We start from the raw sequence: 24,402 nt of genomic DNA, 5'->3' as shown, positions 1-24,402 counted from the left end.
GCCACACGTCGTGCAGGAACCGGGCCAGGGTCACGAGCAACGTCGCGATCCCCAACCACGGCACCTGACGGCGTCGACGCGGTTCGTCGTCGGAGGACATCCGAACCACCTTCCGTGTCAGCGCCGGCGGACACGAAGAGCAGGGGCCGAGGGACGTGCGACCCGACGGTGATCGGGTTACACTGGTTCCGAGTTCAAGCTCGGGACGCATCGTGTCCCTCGTTCTCCACTCGGAGAGCAAGTCGAAGCCCATCGCTGTTGTCCCAGCGGTGGGCTTCATCCTTGCTCGGGCCACGCTCCGGCGGTGACGCGGCCCGCCACCACGGGGCCGGAACGGTGTTCGAGTGCCACACTCGGAGCCGTGACGACGACGCGGACCACACCCCGGCACGAGCACCGCGGGCCGGTCGCCGTCGCCGTGCTGGTGAACCTCGCGCTGAGCCTGTTCCTGCCCGACGAGGTCCTGTTCTTCCCGTCCTGGGTGGTCCCGCTCCTCGGGGTGCTGCTCCTCACCCCGCTCATCGTGTTCAACCCTCGGCGGCTGACCCGTGAGACCACCTGGTCGCGGTGGCTGTCCACGGGCCTCGCGGTCCTGCTGACCGTCGCGAACCAGCTGACCGTCGTCCGCACGATCGACGAGCTGCTGCACGGGCATCCCGACGGCGGCGCGGTGCTCCTGACGGCCCTGCAGGTCTGGGTGAGCAGCATCATCGCGTTCGGGCTCGTGTACTGGGAGCTCGACCGGGGCGGCCCCGTCGCCCGACGGCAGCCGGGGCTGTGGGTGACCGACCGCGCCGACTTCCAGTTCCCGCAGGAGACCGACCCGAAGACGGCGGCCTGGCGGCCGGTGTACCTCGACTACCTCTACGTCGCGCTGACGAACATGATGGCGTTCAGCCCGACGGACACGATGCCGATGACCATCCGGGCGAAGATGATCATGGCCTACCAGTCGATCGGCGGGTTCATCCTGCTGGCGCTCGTGATCTCTCGCGCGGTGAACATCATCAGCTGACCGAACTCCCGACGAGCGACTCCGACACGTCCCAGAGCCGAGCGGCGTCGTCGTCACGGAGCAACGGCGCCCACGGCTTCCGACGGCCGGCCGGTCCGCCGAGCTGCCCGGGTCCGGTCGGACCGACGAAGCCTCCGTCGAGGTCCGCGTCGGTCGCCGCGAGCAGGGCCGGCTCCGCCGCCGAGGCCGGTGTCCCGACGAGGAGCCCGCGCGCCGACAGCCAGCGGATCAGCCGGACGGCCACGGTGTCGCCCGAGCGTCCGATCTCCGGGCGTGCGGCGAGCAGGCTCGTGGGTGCGACGCCGGGGTGGCTGACCGCACTCGTGATCCCCCACCCGCCGGCCCGGCTCCTCCGACCGAGCTCGAGGGCGAAGAGCGCGCATGCGAGCTTCGACTGCCCGTACGCCCGCGCGACGTCGTAGTCCCGCTCGGACTGCAGGTCGTCCCACCGGATCGAGGCACGCTGCGCCGCCACGCTGGACTGCATCACGACCCGACCGTTCGCGGCACGGAGCAGGGGGAGCAGGGCGCCGACGAGTGCGACGTGCCCGAGGTGGTTCGTGCCGAACTGCAGCTCGAAGCCGTCCCGGGTCGTCTGCCGCTCCGGCGGGTTCATCACGCCGGCGTTCCCCACGAAGACGTCGATCGGCGTGCCCTCGGACCGCATCCGCTCCCCGAGCGTCGACACGGACTCCAGCGAGGAGAGGTCCAGGTCCTCGAGCAGCACGGATGCATCCGGGTGCTGCGCGGTGATCCGGGCGACGGCCGCCGCTCCCTTGTCGCGGTTGCGCACCGGCACGACCACCTCCGCCCCGGCGCCGGCGAAGCGCGCGGCGATCTCCAGTCCGATGCCGTCGCTCGCTCCGGTCACCAAGACCCGGCGTCCGCCGAGGTCCGGGAGGGTGAGTCGTTCGTTCCGTGCCATGGTCCGCCTCTTCCGTCGTGGTGAGCACCCGATCCGGCACCCGAGACGATCGTCGCCGCGTCGTGCACACGCAACCACGGCCTGACGATCCGTGGCTGCGGTCGACGCCCCGGGAGAGGATGGGCGCATGATCGACCGAGCGTCCCTCGCGGACTTCCTCCGCAGCCGTCGGACGGCCCTGCAGCCCGAGGACGTCGGCCTGTCCCGGGGCCAGCGCCGTCGCACGAGCGGGCTGCGGCGCGAGGAGGCGGCGCTGCTGAGCAACATGTCCGTCGACTACTACGCGCGGCTGGAGCGGGAGCGCGGACCGCAGCCGTCCGACCAGATGCTCGCGTCGATCGCGCAGGGCCTGCGCCTCACGATCGCGGAGCGCGACCACCTCTTCCGCCTCGCCGGACACGAGCCCCCGACCGCGGCGTCCGGCGGCGACCACGTCAGCCCCGGCATGATGCGCATCTTCGACCGGCTCGCCGACAGCCCGGCCGAGATCGTCACCGAGCTGGGCGAGACGCTGCAGCAGACGTCACTCGCCGCCGAACTCACCGGTGACGCCAGCGGCCGACGGGGCGACGACCGGAGCATCGGGTACCGGTGGTTCGCCGACCCGGCGTCCCGGGACGTCCACCCGGTCAAGGACCACCCCTTCCTCTCCCGGATGTACGCCTCGGGTCTCCGCACCGTCATCGCTCGCCGCGGTCCCGACTCCCGGGCCGCACACCTGGCCGGGCGGCTGCTCGCGACGAGCGAGGAGTTCCGCGAGGTCTGGGCGCGCCACGAGGTCGGCATCCGCCCGCGAGACGTGAAGACCTACCGCCACCCCGAGGTCGGGCTGCTCACCCTGCAGTGCCAGGTGCTGCAGGACCCCGACAGCTCGCAGAACCTGCTCGTGTACACCGCCGAACCCGGCAGCGAGATCGCCGAGCGACTCCGGCTGCTCGCCGTGGTCGGCTCGGCGGTCGGTCGCGCCTGACCTCGGAGGTCGTCAGGCGCCGTGCGCCTCCTCGGCCACCGGCTGCCACTCGCGCCAGGTCGCCAACCGCGACTCGTAGTCACGCTCCGCGATGCCGAGCGGCGCCTTGCCGAAGAACACCCGCAGCGGCGGCTCGTCCGCGTCGACGACCTTCAGGATCGCCGACCGGGTCGCCTCCGGCTTGCCCGGGTCGGCGGCGGACGGGCGCTTGGACGCGGCCTCGCGCACGTCGGCGTAGGCGGCGATCTCCTCGCTGTGCTTCGAGGACGGACCGGACCAGTCCGTCGAGAACCCGCCGGGCTCGACGAGGGTGACGTGGATGCCGAACCCGCCGACCTCCTGGGACAGCGACTGCGAGATCCCCTCGAGCGCCCACTTCGACGCGTGGTACGCCCCGACCGTCGGGAACGCACTGATCCCGCCGATGCTCGACACCTGGATGATGTGTCCGGACCCCTGCTCGCGCATGATCGGCAGCGCCGCCTGGGTGACCCAGAGCGCACCGAACAGGTTCGTCTCGAGCTGCGCGCGCACCTCGTCCTCGGTGAGCTCCTCGACCATGCCGAAGTGGCCGTAGCCGGCGTTGTTGACGACGACGTCGAGGGAGCCGAAGTGCTCGGCGGCACGCTGGACCGCGGCGATGTCGGCTGCACGGTCGGTGACGTCGAGCTGCAGTGCGAGGAACGTGTCCGGGTACTGGTCGACGAGGTCGTGCACGTCGTCGGGGTTGCGGGCGGTCCCGGCGACGGAGTCCCCGCGCTCGAGTGCCGCTTCCGTCCACTCGCGGCCGAAGCCCTTGGACGCGCCGGTGATGAACCAGGTCTTGCTCATGTGTCCTCCTGTTGTCTGACCGGATCAGCCAACGCCCGGGGCACGGGTGTCACCTCGACGCCCGGGGGACGCGCGCGCCGACCGGACAGCCCCTCGGGCGACACCGACTCACGCCCGGGGCGCCGCGAACTCCAGGTTGACGTCGTCCGGGTCCTGCACGGACAGGATCACGAGCCCGAACGGCGGCAGGTCGGTCACCTCGCCGTGCTCGATCCCCGCCGCTTCGAGGCGGCCCACCGCGGCGTGCAGCTCGTCGACCGAGGCGACCCGGAACGACACGTGGTCGAGGCCGACCCGGTCGGCGTCGAACCGGTCCCCCGCCGGCGCGACCGGCCGCAGGCCCAGCGTCTGCCCGCCGAACGTGAAGGAGCACCCGCCGTAGGTCCGCCACGGGTCGTCGTGGATCGTCGGGTCGTCGATCTGGTCGCTGAAGTCGCTCCCCGGTGGCATCCCGAACAACTGCTCGTAGAAGGCCTTGCTGCGTCGGATGTCGGTGACCGTCAACCGGACGTGCGAGAAGCCGAGCGGCGTGACGATGGGTTCGCTCATGCGTCCACACAACACCTCGAGGGGGTTGCACTCGTTGATCGCGCGATCAACAATGGCGTCATGGACGTCATCACCGGCACACCGCAGCGGTCTCCCCTGCACGAGGACACCGGCCGACCCCGACGCCGGGTGCGCGTCGGCCTCGTGCAGTCCCGGTGGCTCGAGGATCCCGCGGCCCACCGTGCCCAGCTCGCGAACGGCATCGCGAGGGCAGCGGCGAACGGCGCCACCGCGGTGTTCCTCCCCGAACTGACGCTCTCGCGCTACCCGGGCGACACCCCCGCGACCGGCGCACCGAAGGAGTCGGCCGAGTCGCTCGAGGACGGCCCGACGGTCGCGTTCGCTCGCGCCCAGGCGGCGGAGCACGGGGTGTTCGTGCACGCCTCGCTGTACGAGCGTCCGGCCGCCGACGACCGGCCCGAGGACCCGCGCGGCTACAACACGGCCGTCCTCGTCGCGCCGGACGGCACGCTGGTCGGTCGGACGCGCAAGACGCACATCCCGATCAGCGCCGGCTACTACGAGGACACCTACTTCCGCCCGGGCACCGACGCCGACGCCTTCCCGGTGTACGAGCCGGCCGGACTCGGCGCCCGTGTGGGCCTGCCGACCTGCTGGGACGAGTGGTTCCCCGAGGTCGCGCGGTCGTACGGTCTCGCCGGCAGCGAGGTCCTCGCGTACCCGACGGCGATCGGGTCCGAGCCGTCGTTCCCCGCGTTCGACACCGCCCCGATCTGGCGGCAGGTCATCGTGGCGAACGGCATCACCTCGGGGCAGTTCATGGTGGTCCCGAACCGCTGGGGCGACGAGGGCGACATCACCTTCTACGGCTCGTCGTTCATCTCCGACCCGTTCGGCCGCGTCCTCGTCGAGGCACCACGGGACGCGAGTGTCGTGCTCGTCGCGGACCTCGACCTCGACGCCCGCACGGAGTGGCTCCGGCTCTTCCCCTTCTACGTCACGCGCCGTCCGGACCTGTACGGCACGCTCGTCGCCCCCGTCGAGGAGGAACGCCACGCGTACGGCGCACGCGACGCGATCGACGCGGCCATCGCCGTGGCGGCGACCCCCACCGGACGCGAGGTGCGCGCATGACGTGGGCCATGCCTCCCGAGACCGGGCCGCAGGAACGCACCTGGATGGCGTTTCCGCGGCCCGGGCTCACGCTCGGCGACGACCCGGCGAGCGCCGAGGCGGCGCGTGCCGTCTGGGCGGCGACCGCGAACGCGATCAGCGAGTACCAGGCCGTCACCGTGGTCGTCGACCCGGTCGCGCGCGACGACGCCCGACGCCTCCTGTCCGGCGCCGTGGACGTGCTCGAGGCGCCCCTCGACGACTTCTGGATGCGCGACATCGGTCCGACGTTCGTGGTCGACGACGTGACCGGGGCCCGTGGCGCGGTGGACTGGGTCTTCAACGGCTGGGGCGCGAACCCGTGGTCGACGTGGACGCGCGACGCCGAGGTCGCCGCCACCGTCGCCGCGGCCGCGGGCGTGGAACGGATCCCGTCACTGCTCGTGAACGAGGGCGGGGCGATCCACGTCGACGGGACCGGACGCGTCCTCGTCACCGAGACGGTCCAGCTCGATCCCCGACGGAACCCCTACGCCGACCGCGCGCGGGTGGAGCAGGAGCTGGCGCGGACGATCGGCGCGACCGACGTGGTCTGGCTGCCCCGTGGCCTCACCCGCGACTACGACGGCTTCGGCACCCGGGGGCACGTCGACATGGTGGCGACCTTCGCCGGCGCCGCGATGGACACCGTGCTGCTGCACGCCCAGCCGGACCCCGGCCACCCGGACCACGTCGTGATGCCGATCGTCCGACGGGCGATCGAGGAGGCCACGGACGCCACCATCGTCGAGCTGCCCGCACCCGCGACGCTCGCCGACGCCGACGGACCCGTCGACTGGAACTACGTGAACCACGTCGTGGTGAACGGCGCGGTGATCGCGTGCGGGTTCGGGGAGCCGGCGGCGGACGAGCGGGCGCGGGGGATCCTCGCGGACGTGTACCCGGGGCGGGAGGTGCGGACGATCGACGCGCGCGAGGTGTTCGCGCGGGGCGGTGGGCTGCACTGCATCACGCAGCAGGAGCCCTCGGCGCAGTAGACGTCAGGCCGCCGGCGCCCCGAGCCCCACCCGCGGCTGCAACCAGTCGAGCCCCGCGGCGAGCGCCGCCCGCGCCGTCACCCAGCTGTGCCGCCCACCCGGCACCACCCACGTGGCGACGTGCATCCCCGCTGTCTGCGCCCGCTCGGCCATCACGGGCATCACGGGCCCGTAGGTGGTGTCGAGGGCCCCGGCCGCGAAGAACGCGTTCGAGTCCCGGAACGGCGCACCGGCACGCAGCAGTGCCGCCGGCTGCGCAGCCGCCCACGCCGCGCGGTTCCCACCGAAGCCCTCGTCGACGGTCTTCGTCTCGCTGCCGAGCGTGGGCCCGTCCTCGCCGGAGACGTCGATGAGGTTGCCGAACCGCGAGGGGTCTCCCGCCCCGAGCTGGATCGCGCACGTCCCGCCCTGCGAGAACCCGCCGATGGTCCACGCGGACGCCGCCGTCTGCACGCGCAGGTGGCTCGTCACCCACGCCGGGACGTCCTCGGTGAGGTAGGTCCGGCTGTTGCCGAGCGCCCCGTCGACGCACATCGGGTTCGCCGACCGCGGGCCGAGCTGGTCGGGGACGACCACGATCGGTGCGAGGCCACGGTCGACGGTCGCGAGCGCGTCCATCGTCTGCTCGATCGCCCCGCCGGTCTGCACGTCCTCGGGACCGGCTCCGCGGGACTGGCCGGAGAGGAGCACGTCGACGGGCAGCGCCGGTGGGTCGGTGGTGAGCGCGGCCGGGGGCAGGTACAGCAGGGCCTGGCGTGCGACGAAGTGCGATCGCGTGGCCGGGATGGTCACCCGGAGCAGCCGCCCCTGCGTCGGCAGGTCGGCCGGTGCGGTCCACGTCCTCGCCAGGTCGACGCTCGCCGGCGCGGGAGTGGACCCGGGTGCCTCGGCAGCGGGGATCCCGCCGGCCGCGGTTGCGAACGGGGCGTGCGCGGAGGGGCGGACGCTCGGCACGGTCGTCGCGCGGGCCGTGGAGGCGCGGCTCGGCTCCGCGACGACGGCCCGCCCGCCAGCGGCGGAGCCCGTCCCACCCGCACCGGTCGCGTGGGCGACGCCCCACCCACCGGCCGCGCCGAGCGCGAGGCCGACCACCAGCCCCGCGGCGATCAACCCTCGTGTCCGTGTCATCGGTCGTCCTCGTCCGTCGGCGTCCGGCCCGGTGCCGGTCGTGCCGAGCCGATCGTAGGGAGCCGTGCCGGGAGTGCGCCCGCGGTTCCGGCACCGTGGCTGAGCATCTTCCCGGCCGGTCCCAGGCTCCGGTCGGCAAGCGACACCGCGTACATCCCTGCCTCGCATCGTGTACTCCGTGGCGGGTCCGACGCTGCCCACGGCGTCGGTATCGTCAGCGGATCGGTCCACCCGATCAGGTCCGCGCACCGCCGCGCGGACCCCGGCCCCCGCAGCTCCGGTTGCGAGCAGGAGGAACTCCCCATGGCGTCACCGACCATCGTCACCGCTCCGCCCGGCACCGCGCGCGGTGGGTCCCTGAAGCGGAGTCTCGGGCTGTGGGCGATCGTCGGACTCGGCCTCGGGTACATGACGCCGACCGTGGTGTTCGACACCTTCGGCATCGTCTCCGGCGAGACGAACGGCGCCGTGCCGAGTGCGTACCTCATCGCCCTCGTGATCATGCTCCTGACGGCGATCAGCTACGGGAAGATGGTCCGCGTCTACCCGGCCGCGGGTTCGGCCTACACGTACGTGCGGGAGTCGATCCACCCGAACGCCGGCTTCATGGTCGGCTGGGCGTCCCTGCTCGACTACCTGCTGCTCCCGATGGTGAACGCGCTCATCATCCGCCTGTACCTCGAGCAGGTCTTCCCGGCACTGCCCGCGTGGGTGACGGTGGTCGTCTACACGGTGTTCGTCACGACGGTGATCTGCCTGTCGATGCGCGGGACGTCGAACCTCAACATGGTCCTGCTCATCGGGGCGATCCTCGCGATGATCGCGTTCGTCGTCTTCGCCGTGATCGAACTCGTCGACGGTGCCGGTGCCGGCACGGTGGTCAGCGCCGAGCCCTTCGTGCACGACGGCGTGACGATGTCGGCGCTCCTCACCGGGGCGACCGTCGTGTGCTTCTCGTTCATCGGGTTCGACGCGGTGACGATGTACACGGAGGAGGCGAAGAGCATCCGCATCATGCCGAAGGCGATCCTGCTGACCGTCCTCATCGGCGGGCTCATCTTCCTCGTCTCGGCGTACTTCGCCCAGCTCCGCTTCCCGACCAACGCCCCGTTCGGCGAGTTCACCGACGACCCGCTGCCCCAGATCGGGCTGCTCGTCGGCGGCAGGGTGTTCCAGGCGATCCTCGTCGCCGCCGGGTTCGTCGCCGCGCTCGCCTCGGGCTTGGCCTCGCACGCCAGCGTCGCCCGCATGCTGCTCGTGATGGGCCGCAACAACGTCCTGCCGAAGAAGGTCTTCGGCTACGTGAGCCCGAGGACCCGCACGCCCATCCCGAACGTCGTCATCGTCGGGGCGGTCACGCTCCTCGCGATGACGTTCTCGCTCGACACCATCTCGGCGTACATCAACTTCGGCGCCCTCATCGCGTTCACGTTCGTCAACCTCACGGTCATCGTGCACTTCGCCTGGCGCGAGGGCCGCCGGCGCACCGCACGCGACCGGTTCGCCTTCATCGTCCTCCCCGGGGTCGCGATGCTGCTGACCGGTGTTCTCTGGTCTCAGCTGCACGCCGACGCCCTCATCGCCGGCGGTGTCTGGGCCGCGATCGGCTTCGTGTACCTGCTGGTGATCACGAAGGGGTTCCGGATCCAGCCGAAGGGCTTCGACGAGAACCAGCCCGTCACCGGCGTCAACAAGCAGCTGACCGACCAGGTCTGAACCACACAGGAGACACGATGAACGACACGGCCACCGTCTACGCGGTCACCGACCCGGCCACCGGCCAGACCCTCGCCACGTTCCCGACGATCACCGACGACGAGCTTCGCGCGGCGATCGACACCGCCGACCGCACGCACGCCCAGTGGTCGCGCACGAGCACCGTCGCCGACCGCGCCGCGCTGCTGCACCGCGTCGCCGAGCTGTACCGGGAGCGTCGGGACGACCTCGCCGCCACGATCGTCCGCGAGATGGCGAAGCCGATCGACCAGGCCGTGGGCGAGGTCGACTTCTGCGCCGACATCTACGACTACTACGCGGACCACGCCGAGGAGTTCCTCGCCGACCAGCCGATCACCCTGGCGGACGGCAGCGAGGGCAGCGCGTTCATCCGGAAGTCCTCGATCGGCGTCCTGCTCGGCATCATGCCGTGGAACTTCCCCGCGTACCAGATCGCCCGGTTCGCCGGTCCGAACCTCGTCATCGGCAACACCGTCCTCCTCAAGCACGCCCCGCAGTGCCCGGAGTCCGCACTCGCGATCGAGCAGGTCTTCCACGACGCAGGCTTCCCCGAGGGCGCGTACACGAACGTCTTCGCCACGAACGACCAGGCGGCCGACGTCATCGCCGACCCCCGCGTCCAGGGCGTCTCCCTCACCGGCTCCGCACGCGCCGGTGCCGCCGTCGCCGAGATCGCCGGCCGCAACCTCACCAAGGTCGTCCTCGAGCTCGGCGGCTCGGACCCGTTCGTCCTGCTGTCGACCGACGACCTCGACGCCGTGGTCGGATCAGCCGTCGCCACCCGCCTCGAGGGCAACGGCCAGGTCTGCAACGCCGCGAAGCGCTTCCTCGTCGCCGACCACCTGTACGACGACTTCCTGGCCAAGTTCACCGACGCGATGGCCGCGGTCTCGCCCACCGACCCGACCACGCCCGGTGCCGAACTCGGTCCGCTGTCCTCCCCCGCCGCTGCCGACCGGCTGCAGGAGCAGCTCGCGGCCGCGACCGCCCAGGGCGCCACCGTCGTCACCGGCGGCCAGCGTCAGGGGAACGCCTTCACCCCGACGGTCCTGACCGGCGTCACGCCCGACAACGACGCGTACCGCGAGGAGTTCTTCGGCCCCGTCGCCGCCGTCTACCGGGTCGAGGACGAGGACGCCGCGATCACGATCGCGAACGACACCCCGTACGGCCTCGGCTCGTACCTCTTCACGACCGACGCCGAGCAGGCGCTGCGCGTCGCCGACCGCATCGAGGCCGGGATGGTCTACGTGAACATCGTCGGCGCGGACAGCCCGGAGCTCCCGTTCGGCGGCGTCAAGGCGAGCGGCTTCGGCCGCGAGCTCGGCCCCCTCGGGGCCGACGAGTTCGTCAACAAGAAGCTGATCCGCATCGGCGGCTGACGCCCGCGACCCGGCCCACGGGCGGACGGGAGGCGCGGTGCCCGCCGGCACCGCGCCTCCCGTCCGTCAGATGGTCTAGACCAACGCCGTGAACGACGCGTCGCGCACCAGCACGGTCGACGCGTCGTCGCCGACGGCCTGGTCCGGGTCGCTCGACAGCCCGAGGGACCAGCGCCCGCCACCCGGCTTCTCCGGCAGGGTAAACTCGACGGTGGTCTCCGACGCGTTGAGCAACACCGCCACGGTGTCGTCGCCCTGCTGCAGGACGAGCATGACCGCCCGGTTGCCGCCGTCCGCCCAGTCGGCGTCGTCGAACCCCTTCGCGTCGGCACGGAGCACGTCGACCGTGGACGCCGAGTCGCCCGGGGCCGTGCGGTACCACTCGGGACGCAGGGACACGTGGTCGCGGCGGAACGCGATCGCCTCGGTCGTGAAGGCGAGCAGGTCCCGGTCGGCCGCGGCCCAGTCGAACCACGAGATCTCGTCGTCCTGGCAGTAGGCGTTGTTGTTGCCGCCCTGTGACCGGGCGATCTCGTCGCCGCCGAGGATCATCGGCACGCCCGCCGACAGCAGCAGCGTGCCGAGGAAGTTGCGGCGCTGCCGGTTCCGGTAGTCGTTCACCACGCCGTCCTCGGTCGGACCCTCGACGCCGCCGTTGAACGAGGTGTTGTCGCTCTCGCCGTCATTGTTGTCCTCGCCGTTCGCCTCGTTGTGCTTCTCGGCGTACATCGTCAGGTCCGCCAGGGTGAAACCGTCGTGGGCGGTGACGAAGTCGACCGAGCACAGCGGCGAGCGCCGTGACCCCTCGTAGACGTCCGGGCTGCCGAGCACCCGCTGCACGGCGTCACCGAGGGTGCCCGCATCGCCGCGCCAGAACGCGCGCAGGTCGTCGCGGTACTTGCCGTTCCACTCCGACCAGTCCGCCGGGAAGCCGCCGACCTGGTAGCCGGCGGTGTCCCACGGCTCGGCGATCATCTTCACCTCGCGGAGCACCGGGTCCTGGTGGATGATGTCGAGGAACGCCGAGTGCTTCTCCGCCTCGCCGCCCTGACGGGTCAGCGTCGTCGCGAGATCGAAGCGGAAGCCGTCGACGTGCATCTCCTCGACCCAGTACCGGAGCGAGTCCATGACGAGGCCGAGCGCCGCGGGGTGCGACACGTTGAGGCTGTTGCCCGTGCCGGTCGTGTCGAAGTAGTTCGCCTCGTCGCCCTCGACCAGGCGGTAGTACGACTCGTTGTCGATGCCCTTGAACGAGAGCGTCGGGCCCATGTGGTTGCCCTCGGCCGTGTGGTTGTAGACGACGTCCATGATGACCTCGAGGCCGGCGGCGTGCAGGGCCTGCACCATCGCCTTGAACTCGGCGACCTGCTGGCCGGCGGTGCCGGACGAGGAGTACTCGTCGTGGGGGGCGAAGAACCCGATGCTGTTGTAGCCCCAGTAGTTGCGGAGGCCCTTGTCGGCGAGGGTCGAGTCCTGCACGAACTGGTGCGTCGGCAGGAGCTCGACGGCGGTCACCCCGAGGTCGGTGAGGTGCTTGATCGCCGCCGGGTGCGCGAGTCCGGCGTACGTGCCGCGGATCTCCTCGGGCACGTCCGGGTGCTGCTTCGTGAAGCCCTTGACGTGGACCTCGTACACGACCGTGTCGGCGAGGGCCGTGCGGGGTCGCGCGTCGTCGCCCCAGTCGAAGTCGCGGTCGGCGACGACGGACTTCGGCATCGCAGCGGCCGAGTCGGTCTCGTCGATCCGCTCAGGGTCCTGCATGTCGTGGCCGAACAGTGCCTGGCCCCACTGGTACGTGCCGTCGACGGCAGTGGCGTACGGGTCGAGCAGCAGCTTCGCCGGGTTGTGGCGGAGGCCCTTCGCCGGGTCCCATGCGCCGTGGACGCGGAAGCCGTAGCGGGTCCCCACGGTCACGTCCGGGACGACGTCGTGGAAGGTGTAGCCGGTGCGGTTCGTGAGCTCGGTGCGGTGTTCGGTGCCGTCCTCGTCGAACCGGCAGAACTCGACGCGCTCGGCGGTGCTGGAGAAGAGAGCGACGTTCGCGCCGCCGTCGACGAGTGTCACGCCGAGCGGGGTGCGGGAAGAAGTGGTCATGTCGTCGTTCTACCGGTCGGCGACTGTGTCCCCGGCTCGCCGACGTACCCCGTCGCCGAGCGTGGTGCGCAGCGCAACTCCGGTCCTAGGATCGCCACGTGACCACCGGTGTCCCGCGCTCCCGCCCCGTCCTCGTGACCGCTGCCGTCGTGCTGTGGCTCGTGCTGTTCGCGTGCGACCTGGTCACACGACTCGTGGACCTGCCCGGAACGGTGTCGTCCGGTGGCCCCTGGGCCCTCGTGCCGGTCGCCATCGGCCTGGCGATCCTCGGCTGGTTCGTGTTCGGTGCACTGCGCGTCGGCCGCGGCTCCGGACGCGCGCGGTTCTGGATGGCGGTGCTCGGTGTGGTCGGAGCCATCGGCGCCCTCCTGCCGCCGTACGGACTCACCACCGCGAACGGCGTACTGGGTGCCGTCGCCGCGTTCCTGCCGTACCTGCCCGCTGCTCGCGGGTACTTCCCGCCACGCCAGCGCCCTGCTGCCCGGGTCGCGCAGCCGCGGGTGGTCGGTTGGGACCCGGACACCGGCGAGCCCATCCGCGCCGCCGACTGACGAGGGCGCGGACCGACGCTGTCCTGCTCCCGGTCCTTCGTGGCAACTGGACGAAGCGCAGGAGGACTGGAGGCGCGGTGCGAGCTGACACCGCGCCTCCTGTCCGTCAGCGGGTCGCGTCAGACCGCGATCCGACCACCGTCCACCGGCACGACCGCGCCGTGCACGAACGAGGCCGAGTCGGTGGCGAGGAAGACGATCGCCTCGGCGATCTCCCTGGCCGTGCCCGGCCGGCCGGCCGGACCGGCAGCGGCGAGCTGGTCGAGGCTCTCCCCCATGGCCGCGGTGCCCTCGGTGCGGGTCGGGCCGGGGCTCACGGCGTTGACGCGGACCCCGGCGGGGCCGAACTCCGCCGCCCACGACTTCGTCAGCAGGACGAGCGCCGCCTTCGTCGAGCCGTACAGCCCCATGCCGGCCGCACCGAACTCGGCGACCATCGTCGTGACGTTCACGATCGCGCCCGCACCGCGCTCCGCCATGCCCGGAGCGAGAGCAGCGACCAGGAAGTACGGCGCCTTCACGTTGACGTCGTAGACTTCGTCGAAACCCTCCGAGGTGGTGTCAGCCGTCGCGCCGAAGGGGAAGATGCCCGCGCTGTTGACGAGCACGTCGACCTGGCCGCCTCCGATCGCGAGTGCCGCCTCGGCGAGCTCCTTCGCGCTGGCGGCGTCACGCAAGTCCGCCCGGACGAAGTCGGCCGTGCCCCCGGCCGCACGGATCCCCCGTACGACCTCATCACCCCGCTCGGCGTTCCGGCCGGAGACGACGACGTGCATCCCCTCCGCGGCGAGGCGTTCGGCGGTGGCGCGGCCGATGCCGCTGGTGGATCCGGTGACGAGGGCGGTGGTGGTCATGGTCGATGTCCTAACTGAACAGATCGGTTTGGTTGAACTGCTGGTAACTGTACAGATCAGTGCAGTAAAGTCAAACCATGTCCGACACGTCGACCCCCCGAACCCGCCGCCGACCCGCGTACGAGCGCGCGGTCGCCACGGCCGACCGGCTCTTCTACGAGCAGGGGATCCACGCGGTCGGGGTGGACCAGGTCGCTGCCGAGGCGGACATCTCGAAGGCGAGCCTCTACACGCACTTCCGGACGAAGGACGACCTCGTGCTCGGCTACCTGCAGGGACGGAGCCGGTCGTGGCAGGAGCACGTCGCCGCCGAGCTCCCCGGGCGCGGGAGCACGCCACGCGACCGCGTCCTGGCGGTGTTCGACCTGCTCGGGGAGTGGTTCGCGGCTCCGGGCTACCGGGGCTGCCCGTTCATCAACGTCGAGGCGGAGTACGGCGCCGGGCACCCCACGCACGAGGTGACGCTCGAGCACCGCACGTGGGTCCGGGGACTCTTCACGTCACTGCTCGCGGAGGCCGACGCGGCCGATCCGGACGGCACGGCGCTGCAGCTCTGCCTGCTCTACGACGGTGCGATGGCGAGCGCGCAGGCTGATCCGTCGCGGCCCTGGGCGGCGGCGGCGCGGGCGGCCGCCGAACGGCTCGTCGGCGCCTGACCGGGCGGGATCCGCTGGACAGCACCCGGGGTCAGAGTCGACCCGGCACGAGACGCAGCCGCGGCGGCCGGAGCTGTGCCAGCGTGCTGTCGGCAGCGCACCGGTACCGGATGACGTCGTCGTCGATGGGGGCGGAAGCAGACTCGGCCGGAGCCCACAGCAGCTCGTCCCGGTCGTCCCGACCGCACGGCCGGACCGCTGGGCGCTCGAGGATCGCCGTCCAGACTTCGGAGACCCGCTCGGCGGCCCGACTGTCCAACACCACGCGGAAGCCTCCGGACTGCAGCGAATCCGTCCGCCCACGACGCCGGAGCCCGATCGGCACGTCGAAGGCCGGCCACCGGTCCGAGGCCGCGAGGTGCCGCAGCCAATCGTCCACCGGGAGCCGGTCGATCCACCGGAAGGCGATGGTCGAGTTCGCAGCGACCACGGCCTGGTGGCGGTCGACGCCGTCCACCAGGAACACCCCCTGGTTCCGCAACGGGAACCGCACCCGCCGACGACGAAGTGCGTGTGCGGTCGCCAGCACCTCACGCGATGAGTGGTTGACGAGGCGTCCCGATACCACCACCTCGACGTGCAGGCGCTCGTCACGTGCTCGTCGCGGCGAGACGCCCTCGCCCGGAACGAGGCCGGGGTCCGTCTGGGCGCCGGGCTCCCAGACCTCCGTGTCGGTCGCCCACCGGTACGTGACCGCGTCGAGCACCATGTCGACGGTCGGTTGCCAGGAGCCGACCCACGCGGCGTGCCCGAGCTGGTTCTGCTGATCCGCCGCGCGCTCGGCCGCCCGACCCGCCCGCCATGCGACGACGGCGGACGCGACCGCCACCGGGACACTCACCGTCGCGGCCACCGCACTGATCGCCGCAGCGGTCATCTCGTCCATGCCACGATCATCGCAGGGGCCGCCGACGCCGCGCGGGACGACCAGGGCGGACTACTGCGGGTCGGCCGGCTCGCCGCCCGAGTCGTGGTCGCTGTCCTGCTCCGGGTCCTTCGTGGCGTCGCCCGAGGGCGAGCCGTCCGGCAGGTCCTCGGTGTACTGCCGCTCGGCGTCGGTGGGGTCGCTGGTTCCGCTGGTGTCGCTCATGTCCCGGACCGTACGCGCGCTGCGTCCGGTGTCCGTCCAGGACGGGCGTCGGTCAGCGGACGAGCCGCACGGTGGAGCCGATCGGGCCGAAGCTCGACGTGGCGCCGTCCGGGACGAATCCGTTCCGTCGGTAGAAGGCGTGGGCACGCGGGTTGTCCTCGGCGACCCACAGCGACGCCGGACGGTCACCGAGGACCGCATCGAGGAGCGCTTGACCGCTGCCGTCGCCGTGGGCGCGCCCGAGCACGTACAGCATCGTGAGTTCCTCGGGTCGGACGGCGTCGGGCTCGGTCGACGCCTCCACCGCGGCGAAACCGACGATCCCGTCAGCGCCGTCGGCCACCACGGCCGCGAACGTCCCCTGGGCGAGGTTCGCGCGCCACATGTCGAGCCGCCGGCCGAGGTCGAACCACGGGTCGGTGTCCGGGTCGTCCACGAACCGGCCGTAGGTCTCGCGCCACGATGTGGTGTGCACGCGCGCGATCCCCTCGGCGTCGGCGGTCGTCGCCGGGCGGATCACCACGGCCTCGTCGTGCGGGTCTCCCATGGGACGACCGTACCGGCCGAACCCACACCGATGACGGACGGGAGGCGCGGTGCCAGCCCGCACCGCGCCTCCCGTCCGTCTCGGCGTGGGTCTACTGCACCGCCGGCTGCGGCAACGAGGCGAGGATCTCCGCCGCCGCTTCGCGGCCCATCCGCACCGCCCCGTCCACGTGCTGGTACCCGTGCCCGGCGAGGTCGCTCGACGCGAACCGGATCGGGCCGACGGCAGCGCGCTGGTCGGCGCCGTACCGGACGAGGCCGCCCAGGTCGAAGCTCGCCGCGTACGCGCCGCGGGTCCACTCCTCGGTGCCCCAGTCGCTCTCGTAGTAGACGACCGGTCGACGTGCCTCGTCGCCGTAGTAGTGCGCGAGCGAGTCGAGCACGCGGGCCTTGCGCTCCTCGGCGGAGAGGGCGAAGACGTCGTCGGCGTGCTGGTCGGACACGAACCCGACGAGCGTGCCCTGCTCCTGCCCGTACGAGGTGTTGTCGTACGCCTCGTGCACGAGCTCGTACGGGCTGAACGCGGTGCCGGACAGCCCGGCGCCGCGCCAGAACGGCCGGTCGTAGACGGCGTGCACCTTGATGACGAACCCCATCGACAGGTGCTGGTGCAGCTGGTGCTGGCGACGCGGCAGCGGCGGCTCGTACGAGATGCGGGAGTACAGGGGCGGCGGGACGGCCACGAGTGCCTGGCGGGCACGGACCTCGATGCCGCCGTCGGCGAGCGCTGTGACGCCCTCGTCGTCCCAGCGCAGGGTGCGCACCGGGGCGTTCAGGTGGACGTCCGCACCGAGCCGGGCGGCGAGCCGCTCGGACACCTGCTGCATGCCGCCGACGACGCGCTTGTCGAGGATGAAGTCGGCGTCGACGAGGTTCGAGAAGCTCCCGGCCGAGGCGGCCATGAGCAGGGCCTGCAACGCCGAGAAGGCGTGTGCGGGCTTGGTCAGCATGGCGCCGGCGATGAAGAGCTCGACGTTGTCGGTCGCCACCCGGTCGTCGCTCAGCGTGTGCAGCCAGGCGCGGAACGAGGTCTCGTCGAGCGCGGCGGCGTGGGGTGCTTCCCAGGGGCGTGCCGGGTCGACCGTCGCCACGTACTCGTCGACGACGGCGACGAGCCGTTCGATCTCGGCGGCGGTGGCCTCCGGCAGCGGGAAGATGTCGCCGGTGTACTCGGTGCGGGTGCCGTGCTCGTCGATGTAGACGCTGGAGCCCTCGCGGTAGCGGTCGTACGTCTCGAGTCCGAGTTCGTCGAGGGTCTCGAGCAGGGCGGTCTGGTCCGGGGAGACCCACTGGCCGCCGATCTCGAGGGTGACGCCCTCGATGTCGTTCGTCCACGTGCGGCCACCGACGCGGTCGCGGGCCTCGAGCACGGCCACGCGGTTCCCCTCGGCGACGAGGCGGTTCGCGGCGATGAGGCCGGTGACCCCGGCGCCGATGACGACGACGTCCTTCTCGATGGTCATCGCTGCGCTCCCTTCGTGCGCCCGAACGGGTCGGGCGTCAGCGTGTACATGGTCTCGAGGTACTCGGCGATGCCCTCGCCGCCGCCCTCGCGTCCGAGGCCGGACTGCTTGACCCCGCCGAACGGTGCCGACGCGTTCGAGACGACACCGGTGTTGAGCCCCAGCATGCCCGTCTCGAGCCGTTCCGTGAGGCGCTGTCCGCGCGCGGGGTCCTCGGTGAACGCGTAGCCGACGAGCCCGTACTCGGTGTCGTTCGCCGCCGCGACGGCCTCGTCCTCGGTCGAGAACGTCCGGATCGCCAGGACGGGTCCGAAGATCTCGTCGCGGAGCAGGTCGCTGCCGGGCTGCACGTCGGTGATCACGGTGGGCGCGTAGAACGTGCCGGGGCCGTCGACGGGGTGGCCGCCGGTCCGGAGGGTCGCACCGCGGTCGAGGGCGTCGGTGACGAGCCGGTGCGCCTTGTCGACGGCGCGCTGGTCGATGAGCGGGCCGATGGCGACGCCGTCCTCGGTCCCGCGGCCGACGGACATGGCCGCGACGCGGTCGGTGAGCCGACTGGCGAACTCCTCGGCGACGTCCTCGTGCACGAGGAACCGGTTGGCCGCGGTGCACGCCTGCCCGGTGTTCCGGAACTTCGCGGCGAGCGCCCCCTCGACGGCGAGGTCGAGGTCCGCGTCGGCGAACACGAGGAACGGGGCGTTGCCGCCGAGCTCCATGCTCGTCCGCAGCACGTTCTGCGCCGCCTGGGCGAGGAGGGTCCGGCCGACCGGCGTCGATCCCGTGAACGACAGCTTCCGGAGTCGCGGGTCGGCGATGATCGGCTCGGACAGCGCACCGGCGTGCGTGGTCGGCACGACGTTGACGACCCCGGCCGGCACGCCCGCCTCGACCAGCAGGTCGGCGAACAGCAGGGTGGTGAGCGGGGTGAGCTCGGCGGGCTTCACGACGACCGTGCACCCGGCGGCGAGCGCGGGGGCGATCTTGCGGGTTGCCATCGCGAGGGGGAAGTTCCACGGGGTGATGAGGTACGCCGGGCCGACGGGCTTGTGGCTGACGATCGCACGGCCGGTGCCCTCGGGGTTGGTGCCGTAGGAGCCGCCGATGCGGACGGCCTCCTCGGAGAACCAGCGGAGGAACTCACCGCCGTAGGTGACCTCGCCGTTCGCCTCGGCGAGCGGCTTCCCCATCTCGAGCGTCATGAGGAGGGCGAAGTCGGCGCGACGTTCCTGGAGCAGGTCGAAGGCGCGGCGCAGGACCTCGGCTCGCTCGCGCGGCGGGGTCGTCGCCCAGCCGTGCTTCGCCGCTTCGGCGGCGTCGAGTGCCGCGACACCGTCTTCGGGGGTTGCGTCGGCGATCTCGAGGAGCGTCTCGCCGGTGGCGGGGTCGACGACGCCGAACGTGCCGCCGTCGGCTGCCGGTCGCCAGGTGCCGTCGACCAGGAGGCCCGTGGGGACCTTCGCGAGCAGCTCGCGTTCGGCGTCGGTGCGCTGGGTGGCCCACTGGGTGGTCTGCTGGCTGGTCTGCTGGGTGTCGGTCATGCTGCTGCGAGTCCTTCCAGGACGATGTCGAGCCCCTCGTGGAGCAGGTCATCGTCGATCGCGAGCGGGGGGAGGAAGCGGAGGACGTTGCCGTACGTCCCCGCGGTGAGGGCGATCACGCCGTGCTCGTACGCGTACCGTACGACCCGTCCGGTGAGCGCGGCGTCGGGTTCCCCGGTCGCCGGGTCGACGAGTTCGATCGCGATCATGGCGCCGCGGCCGCGGACGTCGCCGATGCGGGGGTCGGTCGCCTGTGCGGCGCGGAGTCGTCCGAGCAGCACGTCGCCGATCTCGGCAGCGCGTTCGACCAGGCCGTCGTGCTCGAAGGCGTGGATCGCGGCGAGTGCTGCGGCGCACGCGACGGGGTTGCCGCCGTAGGTGCCGCCGAGACCGCCGACGTGGGCGGAGTCCATGATCTCGGCGCGCCCGGTGACGGCGGAGAGCGGCATCCCGCCGGCCATGCCCTTGGCGGTGGTGACGATGTCGGGGACGATGCCCTCGTGCTCGCTCGCGAACATGGCGCCGGTGCGGGCGAACCCGGTCTGCACCTCGTCGGCGATGAACACGACGTCGTTCGCGGTGGTCCACTCCGACAGCGCGGCGAGGAACCCGGGCGCCGGGACGACGAAGCCGCCCTCGCCCTGGATCGGCTCGACGAGCACCGCGGCGGTGTTCTCCGCGCCGACCTGCTTCTCGATCTGACTGATCGCGCGCTTCGCCGCCTCGGCACCGGACAGTCCGCCGTCGCGGAACGGGTACGACATCGGGACGCGGTACACCTCGGGCGCGAAGGGACCGAAGCCGTTCTTGTACGGCTGGTTCTTCGCGGTGAGCGCCATCGTGAGGTTCGTCCGCCCGTGGTAGGCGTGGTCTAACACCACGATCGCCTGCCGACCGGTGTGCTTGCGGGCGATCTTCACCGCGTTCTCGACCGCCTCGGCGCCGGAGTTGAAGAGCGCGCTCCGCTTCTCGTGGTCGCCGGGGGTGAGCCGGTTGAGCGCCTCGGCGACCTCGACGTACCCGTCGTAGGCGGCGATGGTGAAGCAGGTGTGCGTGAACGCCTGGACCTGCTGCTGCACGGCGTCGACCACGCCCGGGTGCGCGTTGCCGACGCTCGTCACGGCGATCCCGGAGCCGAGGTCGACGAACGAGTTGCCGTCCGCGTCGACGACCACGCCCCCACCGGCCGCGACGACGGCGATCGGCACCGCGACCCCGACGCCGGACGCCACCGCGGCGGCCTTGCGTTCGAAGAGCGCTCGGGAGCGGGGGCCCGGCACCTCCGTGACGAGCCGCCGTTCCTGGGGCAGCGAGGGGCCGCCCGCGGCGGCGCTGGTCGAGGGTGCGACGGTGGAGGACATGTCGCGATCGTAGGAGCCACTCCCCCGCGGTGCCGCTGTCCGCCGTGTACACCGGCGGCCACCTCGATCGACGCAGCGGATAGGGTGCACCCATGCCCGCGACCCTGCGCTCCCTGCTCCACCGCGCCGACCTGCGGCTCCGGCTCCTGACGGCCACCGACGCAGCCCTCGATGCGCCGCTGTCCTGGTTGCACAGCTCCGACCTCGAGGACCCGACGCCGTTCCTCGCCGACGGGCAGGGGCTGCTCACCACCGGCACGCAGTTCGGCGACGACTCCGAGGTCACGGCGGCGGTCGCGGACGCCTACGTCGCCCGACTGCTGCGCCGGGGCGTCGTCGCGCTCGGCTTCGGGGACGAGGTCGTGCGCACCGGCACCCCGCCGCAGCTCGTCGACGCCTGCACCGAACAGGGGCTCGCACTCTTCGAGGTCCCGTACGAGACCTCCTTCATCGCCGTCGCGCAGGCGAACGCGGACGCCGTCGCCCGTGACGCCAACGCCCGCAACGCCTGGGCCCTCGCCGCGCAGCGGGCCATCTCGCTCGCGGCCATGCGCCCCGACGGCCTCGGGGCGACCATCGCCGAGCTGTCCCGGCAGCTCGACGGGTGGGTCGGCCTCTTCGACGTCTCCGGACGGCTCGATCGCGGTCACCCGGCCGACGGTGTCCCCGTCGAGGACCTCGAGGTGCTCCGGACCGAGGCGCTCCGGCTCCTCCGAGCCGGCCAGCGGGCGAGCCTGCCCGTGACGACCGAGCACCGCACCGGGTTCTCGCTGCAGACCCTCGGCAGCGGCGGCCACCTCAGCGGCGTGCTCGCCATCGCGAACGGCGGCGCGCTCGACCGGGCCGGCCGCGAGGTCGTCACCGCCGTGATCGCCCTGGCCGGACTCGCACTGCAGCAGAACCGCGAACTCGCCCGTGCGCGCGGGCTCCTCCGCACCGGGCTCCTCACCATGCTGTCGGTGGGCGACCCCGCCGTCGTGGACACGACCTCGCGCGAGGTGTGGGGACCGCTGCCGGCCGAACCCGTCCGGATCGCCGCCGTCGACGTCCCCGACCAGGACCTCGACACCGTGGTCGACTGGCTCGAGCTGTGGGTGCAGGACCGCCCCGGCCGGCTCTTCTTCGCGGCGGACGACGAGCTGTTCCTCTGCGTCGGCGCGGAGGACACCGCGATCGTCGAGGAACTCGTGGACCGCTTCGACCTGCACGCCGGGCTCTCCGACGGCGCCTCGTACCGGTACTTCGGCCGTGCGCGGACCGAGGCGGTGCAGGCACTCGATCGTCGGCGCGAGGGGCGACCCGGCACCACCGAGTTCGGCGACCTCGCCCGCGAGGGGGTGCTCGCCCACCTCGCCCACGTGGACGTCGACGCCGGTGCCGTCGCCCGCGCGTTCCTCGCACCCCTGCTCGACCACGACCGGACGGCCGGCACCGAGCTGACCCGCACCGTACGGACCTGGCTCGAGCAGAACTGCGAGTACGACCGCACCGCCCAGGCACTCGGCATCCACCGGCACACCGCCCGCGCGCGGGTCGAGCACGCGGGACGGCTGCTCGAACGGGACCTGTCGGTGTTCGCCACCCGCGCCGACCTCTGGGCGGCGTTCGTCGTCGAGGGCGCGTGAGGCGCGCCTAGGCTGGCGTCGTGCCGACCACTCCGACCCGCCGGCGCCTGAGCCCGGCCGAGCGGGAGGCCCAGATCGCCGACGCGGCCGTCGCCGTCGCCCGCGCCGAGGGCCTCGCCGCCGTGACCCTGCGCGGTGTCGCCGCTGCGATCGGCGTGGCGCCCTCGCTCGTGGCGCACTACCGCCCGGTGATGGAGGACCTCGTCGGCGACACGTTCCGCACCGTCGCGAGCGCCGAGGTGGCCGAGGTCCGCCGGATCGTGCACGAACGGTCCGACCCGACCGCACGCATGGGGGCCCTGCTGGCCTGCATCGCCGACCCCACCCGGGACGACGTCGCCGCGCTCTGGGCCGACGCGTGGAGCCTCGGCCGGACCAACGGTGCGCTCGCCACCGCCGCGCGTGACGTCATGGACGACTGGCAGGCGCTCGCGACCGGGGTGGTCCGCGACGGCGTCCGCGACGGGGTCATGCACACGGACGACCCGGACGCGGTCGGCCGGCTGCTGTTCGCGCTCGTGGACGCCACGAACGGGTACGCCCTCGTGGACTACCTCGACAGGCCGACGCGCGAGGGCCTCGTCCGCACGACGATCGCCCACGCCGTCGGGCTGGACGCCGCTGCCCTCAGCGCTGCAGGGCCACCCACTGCAGGAGCATGATCGTCTTGCCGTCGGCGACGCGCCCGTCCGCGACCATCGCCAGGGCCTCGTCCAACGGGAGCTCGAGCACCTCGATGTCCTCGCCCTCGTCCTCCAGCCCGCCGCCGGCGTGCACGAGGTCGGCGGGCGTGTAGGCACCGACGTACCCGTGCACGCGCTCGGTCACGGACCCGGGGCTCATGAACGCGTCGAACACCTTCGTGACGGTGCCGAGCCGGATGCCGAGCTCCTCCGCCGCCTCGCGCCGCACGGCCGTCTCCGGGTCGTCCTCGTCGAGGAGCCCCGCTGCCGCCTCGACGAGCATCCCGTCCGGGTGACCGTTGACGTAGGCGGGCCAGCGGAACTGCCGGGTGAGCAGCACGGTGTCGCGCTCGGGGTCGTGGGGCAGCACGGCAGCACCATTGCCGCGGTCGTAGGTCTCGCGATGCTGCCGGTCCCAACGACCGTCACGGCGCCGCACGTCGAGCGTCGTCCGGCGGAGCACGTGCCAGCCGTCCGAGACGACCTCGACGTCACGGACGACCACGTCCGGGTTGCGGTCGAGGTCGCGGCCGACGGCGTCGAGCCCGGTGCGACCACGGGCGTCCGGGACGGTGGTGCCGGGTCGGGGGTCGGTCGTGCGCGCGTCGTCCACGTCGTCACGCTAGCGTCCCGCCGGCGCGGGCAGGCCGCCGGTACGATCGTCACGCCGCACCAGGGAGCGGCGGGGACGGGGAGCACATGACGACGACGGACGACCTGCGACGTTCCCGACCGACCCCGCCTCCGGTCGTCCGGACGGCGGTCGTCCTCTGGGCCGTCTGGCTGGTCGTCGGCGTCGTCTCCACCGTCGTCGTCTCGGTGTCCGGATCGGGACTGACCGGGGTCGGCGGCGTCCTCGCACTCGTGCTGTCGTTCGTCGTCTGGGCCGCCGTCGCCGCTGCGACGATCCTGGTGCTCCGCGGGTCCGCGGTGGCCCGGATCGTGCTCGTGGCGATCGCAGCGCTCCGTGCCGTCCTGAGCATCACCGACGGTGGCCTGTCCACCGTCCTGATCCTGGTCTCGGTCGTCGCCGCGGTGCTGCTCTTCCTGCCCAGCGCACGCCCGTTCTTCCGGCGCGCCGACGGTGTCGAGCCGAGCCGCGCCTCCAGGCCGACGGATCCCGACCACCCTCGGAACTGACGCCGCTGCGGAATGCGAAGAGGCCCCCGGATCTCTCCGGGGGCCTCTTGCGTTGCCTGGTGCGCGAGGGGGGACTTGAACCCCCACGCCGTTTCCAGCACACGGACCTGAACCGTGCGCGTCTACCAATTCCGCCACTCGCGCCAGCCCGAG

24 protein-coding genes and 1 tRNA gene are annotated in these 24,402 nt (G+C 72.2%); 11 read left to right on the top strand and 14 right to left on the bottom strand.

From position 1 onward, the window contains the following. The first annotated feature begins 361 nt into the window (after window positions 1-361). Entirely contained in the window at window positions 362-1,015 is a 654-nt protein-coding gene (locus BIV03_RS00765) for a DUF1345 domain-containing protein (RefSeq protein WP_070417431.1), read from the top strand. Here the strand turns inward: BIV03_RS00765 and BIV03_RS00760 are convergent. After that, window positions 1,008-1,940 carry an SDR family oxidoreductase gene (locus BIV03_RS00760; protein ID WP_071294257.1) on the bottom strand — a complete coding sequence of 311 codons (933 nt, stop codon included), beginning with the start codon at window positions 1,938-1,940 and terminating at the stop codon, window positions 1,008-1,010. The genes BIV03_RS00765 and BIV03_RS00760 overlap by 8 nt on opposite strands. 127 nt (window positions 1,941-2,067) lie before the next feature. On the opposite strand from BIV03_RS00760, the gene BIV03_RS00755 reads away from it, so the two are divergent. Continuing rightward, entirely contained in the window at window positions 2,068-2,910 is an 843-nt protein-coding gene (locus tag BIV03_RS00755) for a helix-turn-helix transcriptional regulator (protein WP_071294256.1), read from the top strand. Between the two features lie 12 nt (window positions 2,911-2,922). On the opposite strand, the gene BIV03_RS00750 is transcribed toward BIV03_RS00755, so the two are convergent. Continuing rightward, entirely contained in the window at window positions 2,923-3,741 is an 819-nt protein-coding gene (locus BIV03_RS00750) for an SDR family oxidoreductase (RefSeq protein WP_071294255.1), read from the bottom strand. 108 nt (window positions 3,742-3,849) lie between these two features. After that, the gene (locus BIV03_RS00745; protein WP_071294254.1) at window positions 3,850-4,290 is read right to left on the bottom strand and encodes a VOC family protein; all 441 of its coding nucleotides are present in this window, start codon (window positions 4,288-4,290) and stop codon (window positions 3,850-3,852) included. A gap of 60 nt (window positions 4,291-4,350) precedes the next feature. Here BIV03_RS00745 and BIV03_RS00740 point away from each other — a divergent pair, with 60 nt between their 5' ends. Continuing rightward, a complete protein-coding gene (locus BIV03_RS00740; protein ID WP_071294253.1) occupies window positions 4,351-5,385 on the top strand; it encodes a nitrilase-related carbon-nitrogen hydrolase in 1,035 nt (344 codons plus the stop codon). Then, window positions 5,382-6,401, top strand: coding sequence for an agmatine/peptidylarginine deiminase (locus BIV03_RS00735; RefSeq protein ID WP_071294252.1), 1,020 nt, complete (start codon window positions 5,382-5,384; stop codon window positions 6,399-6,401). Before BIV03_RS00740 ends, BIV03_RS00735 begins: the two co-directional genes overlap by 4 nt. 3 nt (window positions 6,402-6,404) lie before the next feature. Here the strand turns inward: BIV03_RS00735 and BIV03_RS00730 are convergent, their stop codons facing one another. Further along, complete coding sequence (locus tag BIV03_RS00730) at window positions 6,405-7,529, bottom strand: esterase family protein (RefSeq protein ID WP_139201808.1); 1,125 nt, start codon at window positions 7,527-7,529, stop codon at window positions 6,405-6,407. Between the two features lie 303 nt (window positions 7,530-7,832). Between BIV03_RS00730 and BIV03_RS00725 the strand changes: the two genes are divergently transcribed. Further along, window positions 7,833-9,245 (top strand): APC family permease, encoded by a 1,413-nt coding sequence (locus tag BIV03_RS00725; RefSeq protein WP_071294250.1) that lies wholly within the window; start codon window positions 7,833-7,835, stop codon window positions 9,243-9,245. Between the two features lie 17 nt (window positions 9,246-9,262). Then, window positions 9,263-10,648, top strand: a complete 1,386-nt coding sequence (locus BIV03_RS00720; RefSeq protein ID WP_071294249.1) for an NAD-dependent succinate-semialdehyde dehydrogenase — start codon at window positions 9,263-9,265, stop codon at window positions 10,646-10,648. 75 nt (window positions 10,649-10,723) lie between these two features. On the opposite strand, the gene glgX is transcribed toward BIV03_RS00720, so the two are convergent. Then, complete coding sequence (gene glgX / locus BIV03_RS00715; RefSeq protein ID WP_071294248.1) at window positions 10,724-12,742, bottom strand: glycogen debranching protein GlgX; 2,019 nt, start codon at window positions 12,740-12,742, stop codon at window positions 10,724-10,726. A gap of 98 nt (window positions 12,743-12,840) precedes the next feature. Between glgX and BIV03_RS00710 the strand changes: the two genes are divergently transcribed. Continuing rightward, complete coding sequence (locus tag BIV03_RS00710) at window positions 12,841-13,293, top strand: hypothetical protein (RefSeq protein ID WP_071294247.1); 453 nt, start codon at window positions 12,841-12,843, stop codon at window positions 13,291-13,293. 119 nt (window positions 13,294-13,412) lie between these two features. On the opposite strand, the gene BIV03_RS00705 is transcribed toward BIV03_RS00710, so the two are convergent. Then, entirely contained in the window at window positions 13,413-14,147 is a 735-nt protein-coding gene (locus BIV03_RS00705; RefSeq protein WP_071294246.1) for an SDR family NAD(P)-dependent oxidoreductase, read from the bottom strand. Window positions 14,148-14,224: 77 nt separating this feature from the next. Here BIV03_RS00705 and BIV03_RS00700 point away from each other — a divergent pair, with 77 nt between their 5' ends. Beyond that, window positions 14,225-14,803, top strand: a complete 579-nt coding sequence (locus BIV03_RS00700) for a TetR/AcrR family transcriptional regulator (RefSeq protein WP_071294245.1) — start codon at window positions 14,225-14,227, stop codon at window positions 14,801-14,803. Between the two features lie 31 nt (window positions 14,804-14,834). Here the strand turns inward: BIV03_RS00700 and BIV03_RS00695 are convergent, their stop codons facing one another. The 6 genes from BIV03_RS00695 to gabT form a co-directional block, all read right to left on the bottom strand. Beyond that, a complete protein-coding gene (locus BIV03_RS00695; protein WP_071294244.1) occupies window positions 14,835-15,689 on the bottom strand; it encodes a hypothetical protein in 855 nt (284 codons plus the stop codon). A 51-nt stretch (window positions 15,690-15,740) separates the two neighbouring features. After that, window positions 15,741-15,893 carry a hypothetical protein gene (locus tag BIV03_RS19365; protein ID WP_175475652.1) on the bottom strand — a complete coding sequence of 51 codons (153 nt, stop codon included), beginning with the start codon at window positions 15,891-15,893 and terminating at the stop codon, window positions 15,741-15,743. A gap of 52 nt (window positions 15,894-15,945) precedes the next feature. Next, complete coding sequence (locus BIV03_RS00690; protein WP_071294243.1) at window positions 15,946-16,440, bottom strand: GNAT family N-acetyltransferase; 495 nt, start codon at window positions 16,438-16,440, stop codon at window positions 15,946-15,948. A gap of 91 nt (window positions 16,441-16,531) precedes the next feature. Continuing rightward, a complete protein-coding gene (locus BIV03_RS00685; RefSeq protein ID WP_071294242.1) occupies window positions 16,532-17,902 on the bottom strand; it encodes an NAD(P)/FAD-dependent oxidoreductase in 1,371 nt (456 codons plus the stop codon). Continuing rightward, window positions 17,899-19,440: an NAD-dependent succinate-semialdehyde dehydrogenase gene (locus BIV03_RS00680; RefSeq protein WP_083403103.1), complete on the bottom strand. Its 1,542-nt coding sequence runs from the start codon at window positions 19,438-19,440 to the stop codon at window positions 17,899-17,901. Before BIV03_RS00680 ends, BIV03_RS00685 begins: the two co-directional genes overlap by 4 nt. Beyond that, complete coding sequence (gabT, locus tag BIV03_RS00675) at window positions 19,437-20,801, bottom strand: 4-aminobutyrate--2-oxoglutarate transaminase (protein ID WP_071294241.1); 1,365 nt, start codon at window positions 20,799-20,801, stop codon at window positions 19,437-19,439. Before gabT ends, BIV03_RS00680 begins: the two co-directional genes overlap by 4 nt. Window positions 20,802-20,893: 92 nt before the next feature. Between gabT and BIV03_RS00670 the strand changes: the two genes are divergently transcribed. Both BIV03_RS00670 and BIV03_RS00665 read left to right on the top strand, forming a co-directional pair. Continuing rightward, entirely contained in the window at window positions 20,894-22,426 is a 1,533-nt protein-coding gene (locus BIV03_RS00670; RefSeq protein ID WP_071294240.1) for a PucR family transcriptional regulator, read from the top strand. 20 nt (window positions 22,427-22,446) lie between these two features. After that, on the top strand, window positions 22,447-23,088 hold the full coding sequence (locus tag BIV03_RS00665; RefSeq protein WP_071294239.1) for a TetR family transcriptional regulator: 642 nt from the start codon (window positions 22,447-22,449) through the stop codon (window positions 23,086-23,088). Here BIV03_RS00665 and BIV03_RS00660 read toward each other — a convergent pair. Beyond that, window positions 23,054-23,722 carry an NUDIX domain-containing protein gene (locus BIV03_RS00660; RefSeq protein ID WP_071294238.1) on the bottom strand — a complete coding sequence of 223 codons (669 nt, stop codon included), beginning with the start codon at window positions 23,720-23,722 and terminating at the stop codon, window positions 23,054-23,056. The genes BIV03_RS00665 and BIV03_RS00660 overlap by 35 nt on opposite strands. Window positions 23,723-23,808: 86 nt before the next feature. Between BIV03_RS00660 and BIV03_RS00655 the strand changes: the two genes are divergently transcribed. Next, on the top strand, window positions 23,809-24,249 hold the full coding sequence (locus tag BIV03_RS00655; RefSeq protein ID WP_071294237.1) for a hypothetical protein: 441 nt from the start codon (window positions 23,809-23,811) through the stop codon (window positions 24,247-24,249). Between the two features lie 57 nt (window positions 24,250-24,306). Here the strand turns inward: BIV03_RS00655 and BIV03_RS00650 are convergent. After that, window positions 24,307-24,393, bottom strand: a tRNA-Leu gene (locus BIV03_RS00650). Window positions 24,394-24,402 lie beyond the last annotated feature (9 nt).

Source organism: Curtobacterium sp. MCBA15_016 (genome assembly GCF_001865105.1).
In the GTDB taxonomy this organism is placed as follows: domain Bacteria; phylum Actinomycetota; class Actinomycetes; order Actinomycetales; family Microbacteriaceae; genus Curtobacterium.
The sequence above is the reverse complement of the archived record's forward strand: the minus strand, read 5'-3'. Positions and strand labels throughout refer to the sequence as shown.

Bases quoted from the DNA above. Each gene is read 5' to 3' on its own strand.
- BIV03_RS00750 (WP_071294255.1), bottom strand. From the start codon at position 3,741: ATGAGCAAGACCTGGTTCATCACCGGCGCGTCCAAGGGCTTCGGCCGC.
- BIV03_RS00730 (WP_139201808.1), bottom strand. From the start codon at position 7,529: ATGACACGGACACGAGGGTTGATCGCCGCGGGGCTGGTGGTCGGCCTC.
- glgX (WP_071294248.1), bottom strand. From the start codon at position 12,742: ATGACCACTTCTTCCCGCACCCCGCTCGGCGTGACACTCGTCGACGGC.
- BIV03_RS00720 (WP_071294249.1), top strand. From the start codon at position 9,263: ATGAACGACACGGCCACCGTCTACGCGGTCACCGACCCGGCCACCGGC.
- BIV03_RS00735 (WP_071294252.1), top strand. From the start codon at position 5,382: ATGACGTGGGCCATGCCTCCCGAGACCGGGCCGCAGGAACGCACCTGG.
- BIV03_RS00755 (WP_071294256.1), top strand. From the start codon at position 2,068: ATGATCGACCGAGCGTCCCTCGCGGACTTCCTCCGCAGCCGTCGGACG.
- BIV03_RS19365 (WP_175475652.1), bottom strand. From the start codon at position 15,893: ATGAGCGACACCAGCGGAACCAGCGACCCCACCGACGCCGAGCGGCAG.
- BIV03_RS00655 (WP_071294237.1), top strand. From the start codon at position 23,809: ATGACGACGACGGACGACCTGCGACGTTCCCGACCGACCCCGCCTCCG.
- BIV03_RS00670 (WP_071294240.1), top strand. From the start codon at position 20,894: ATGCCCGCGACCCTGCGCTCCCTGCTCCACCGCGCCGACCTGCGGCTC.
- BIV03_RS00695 (WP_071294244.1), bottom strand. From the start codon at position 15,689: ATGGACGAGATGACCGCTGCGGCGATCAGTGCGGTGGCCGCGACGGTG.
- BIV03_RS00725 (WP_071294250.1), top strand. From the start codon at position 7,833: ATGGCGTCACCGACCATCGTCACCGCTCCGCCCGGCACCGCGCGCGGT.
- BIV03_RS00700 (WP_071294245.1), top strand. From the start codon at position 14,225: ATGTCCGACACGTCGACCCCCCGAACCCGCCGCCGACCCGCGTACGAG.
- BIV03_RS00760 (WP_071294257.1), bottom strand. From the start codon at position 1,940: ATGGCACGGAACGAACGACTCACCCTCCCGGACCTCGGCGGACGCCGG.
- BIV03_RS00740 (WP_071294253.1), top strand. From the start codon at position 4,351: ATGGACGTCATCACCGGCACACCGCAGCGGTCTCCCCTGCACGAGGAC.
- gabT (WP_071294241.1), bottom strand. From the start codon at position 20,801: ATGTCCTCCACCGTCGCACCCTCGACCAGCGCCGCCGCGGGCGGCCCC.
- BIV03_RS00685 (WP_071294242.1), bottom strand. From the start codon at position 17,902: ATGACCATCGAGAAGGACGTCGTCGTCATCGGCGCCGGGGTCACCGGC.
- BIV03_RS00680 (WP_083403103.1), bottom strand. From the start codon at position 19,440: ATGACCGACACCCAGCAGACCAGCCAGCAGACCACCCAGTGGGCCACC.
- BIV03_RS00705 (WP_071294246.1), bottom strand. From the start codon at position 14,147: ATGACCACCACCGCCCTCGTCACCGGATCCACCAGCGGCATCGGCCGC.
- BIV03_RS00745 (WP_071294254.1), bottom strand. From the start codon at position 4,290: ATGAGCGAACCCATCGTCACGCCGCTCGGCTTCTCGCACGTCCGGTTG.
- BIV03_RS00690 (WP_071294243.1), bottom strand. From the start codon at position 16,440: ATGGGAGACCCGCACGACGAGGCCGTGGTGATCCGCCCGGCGACGACC.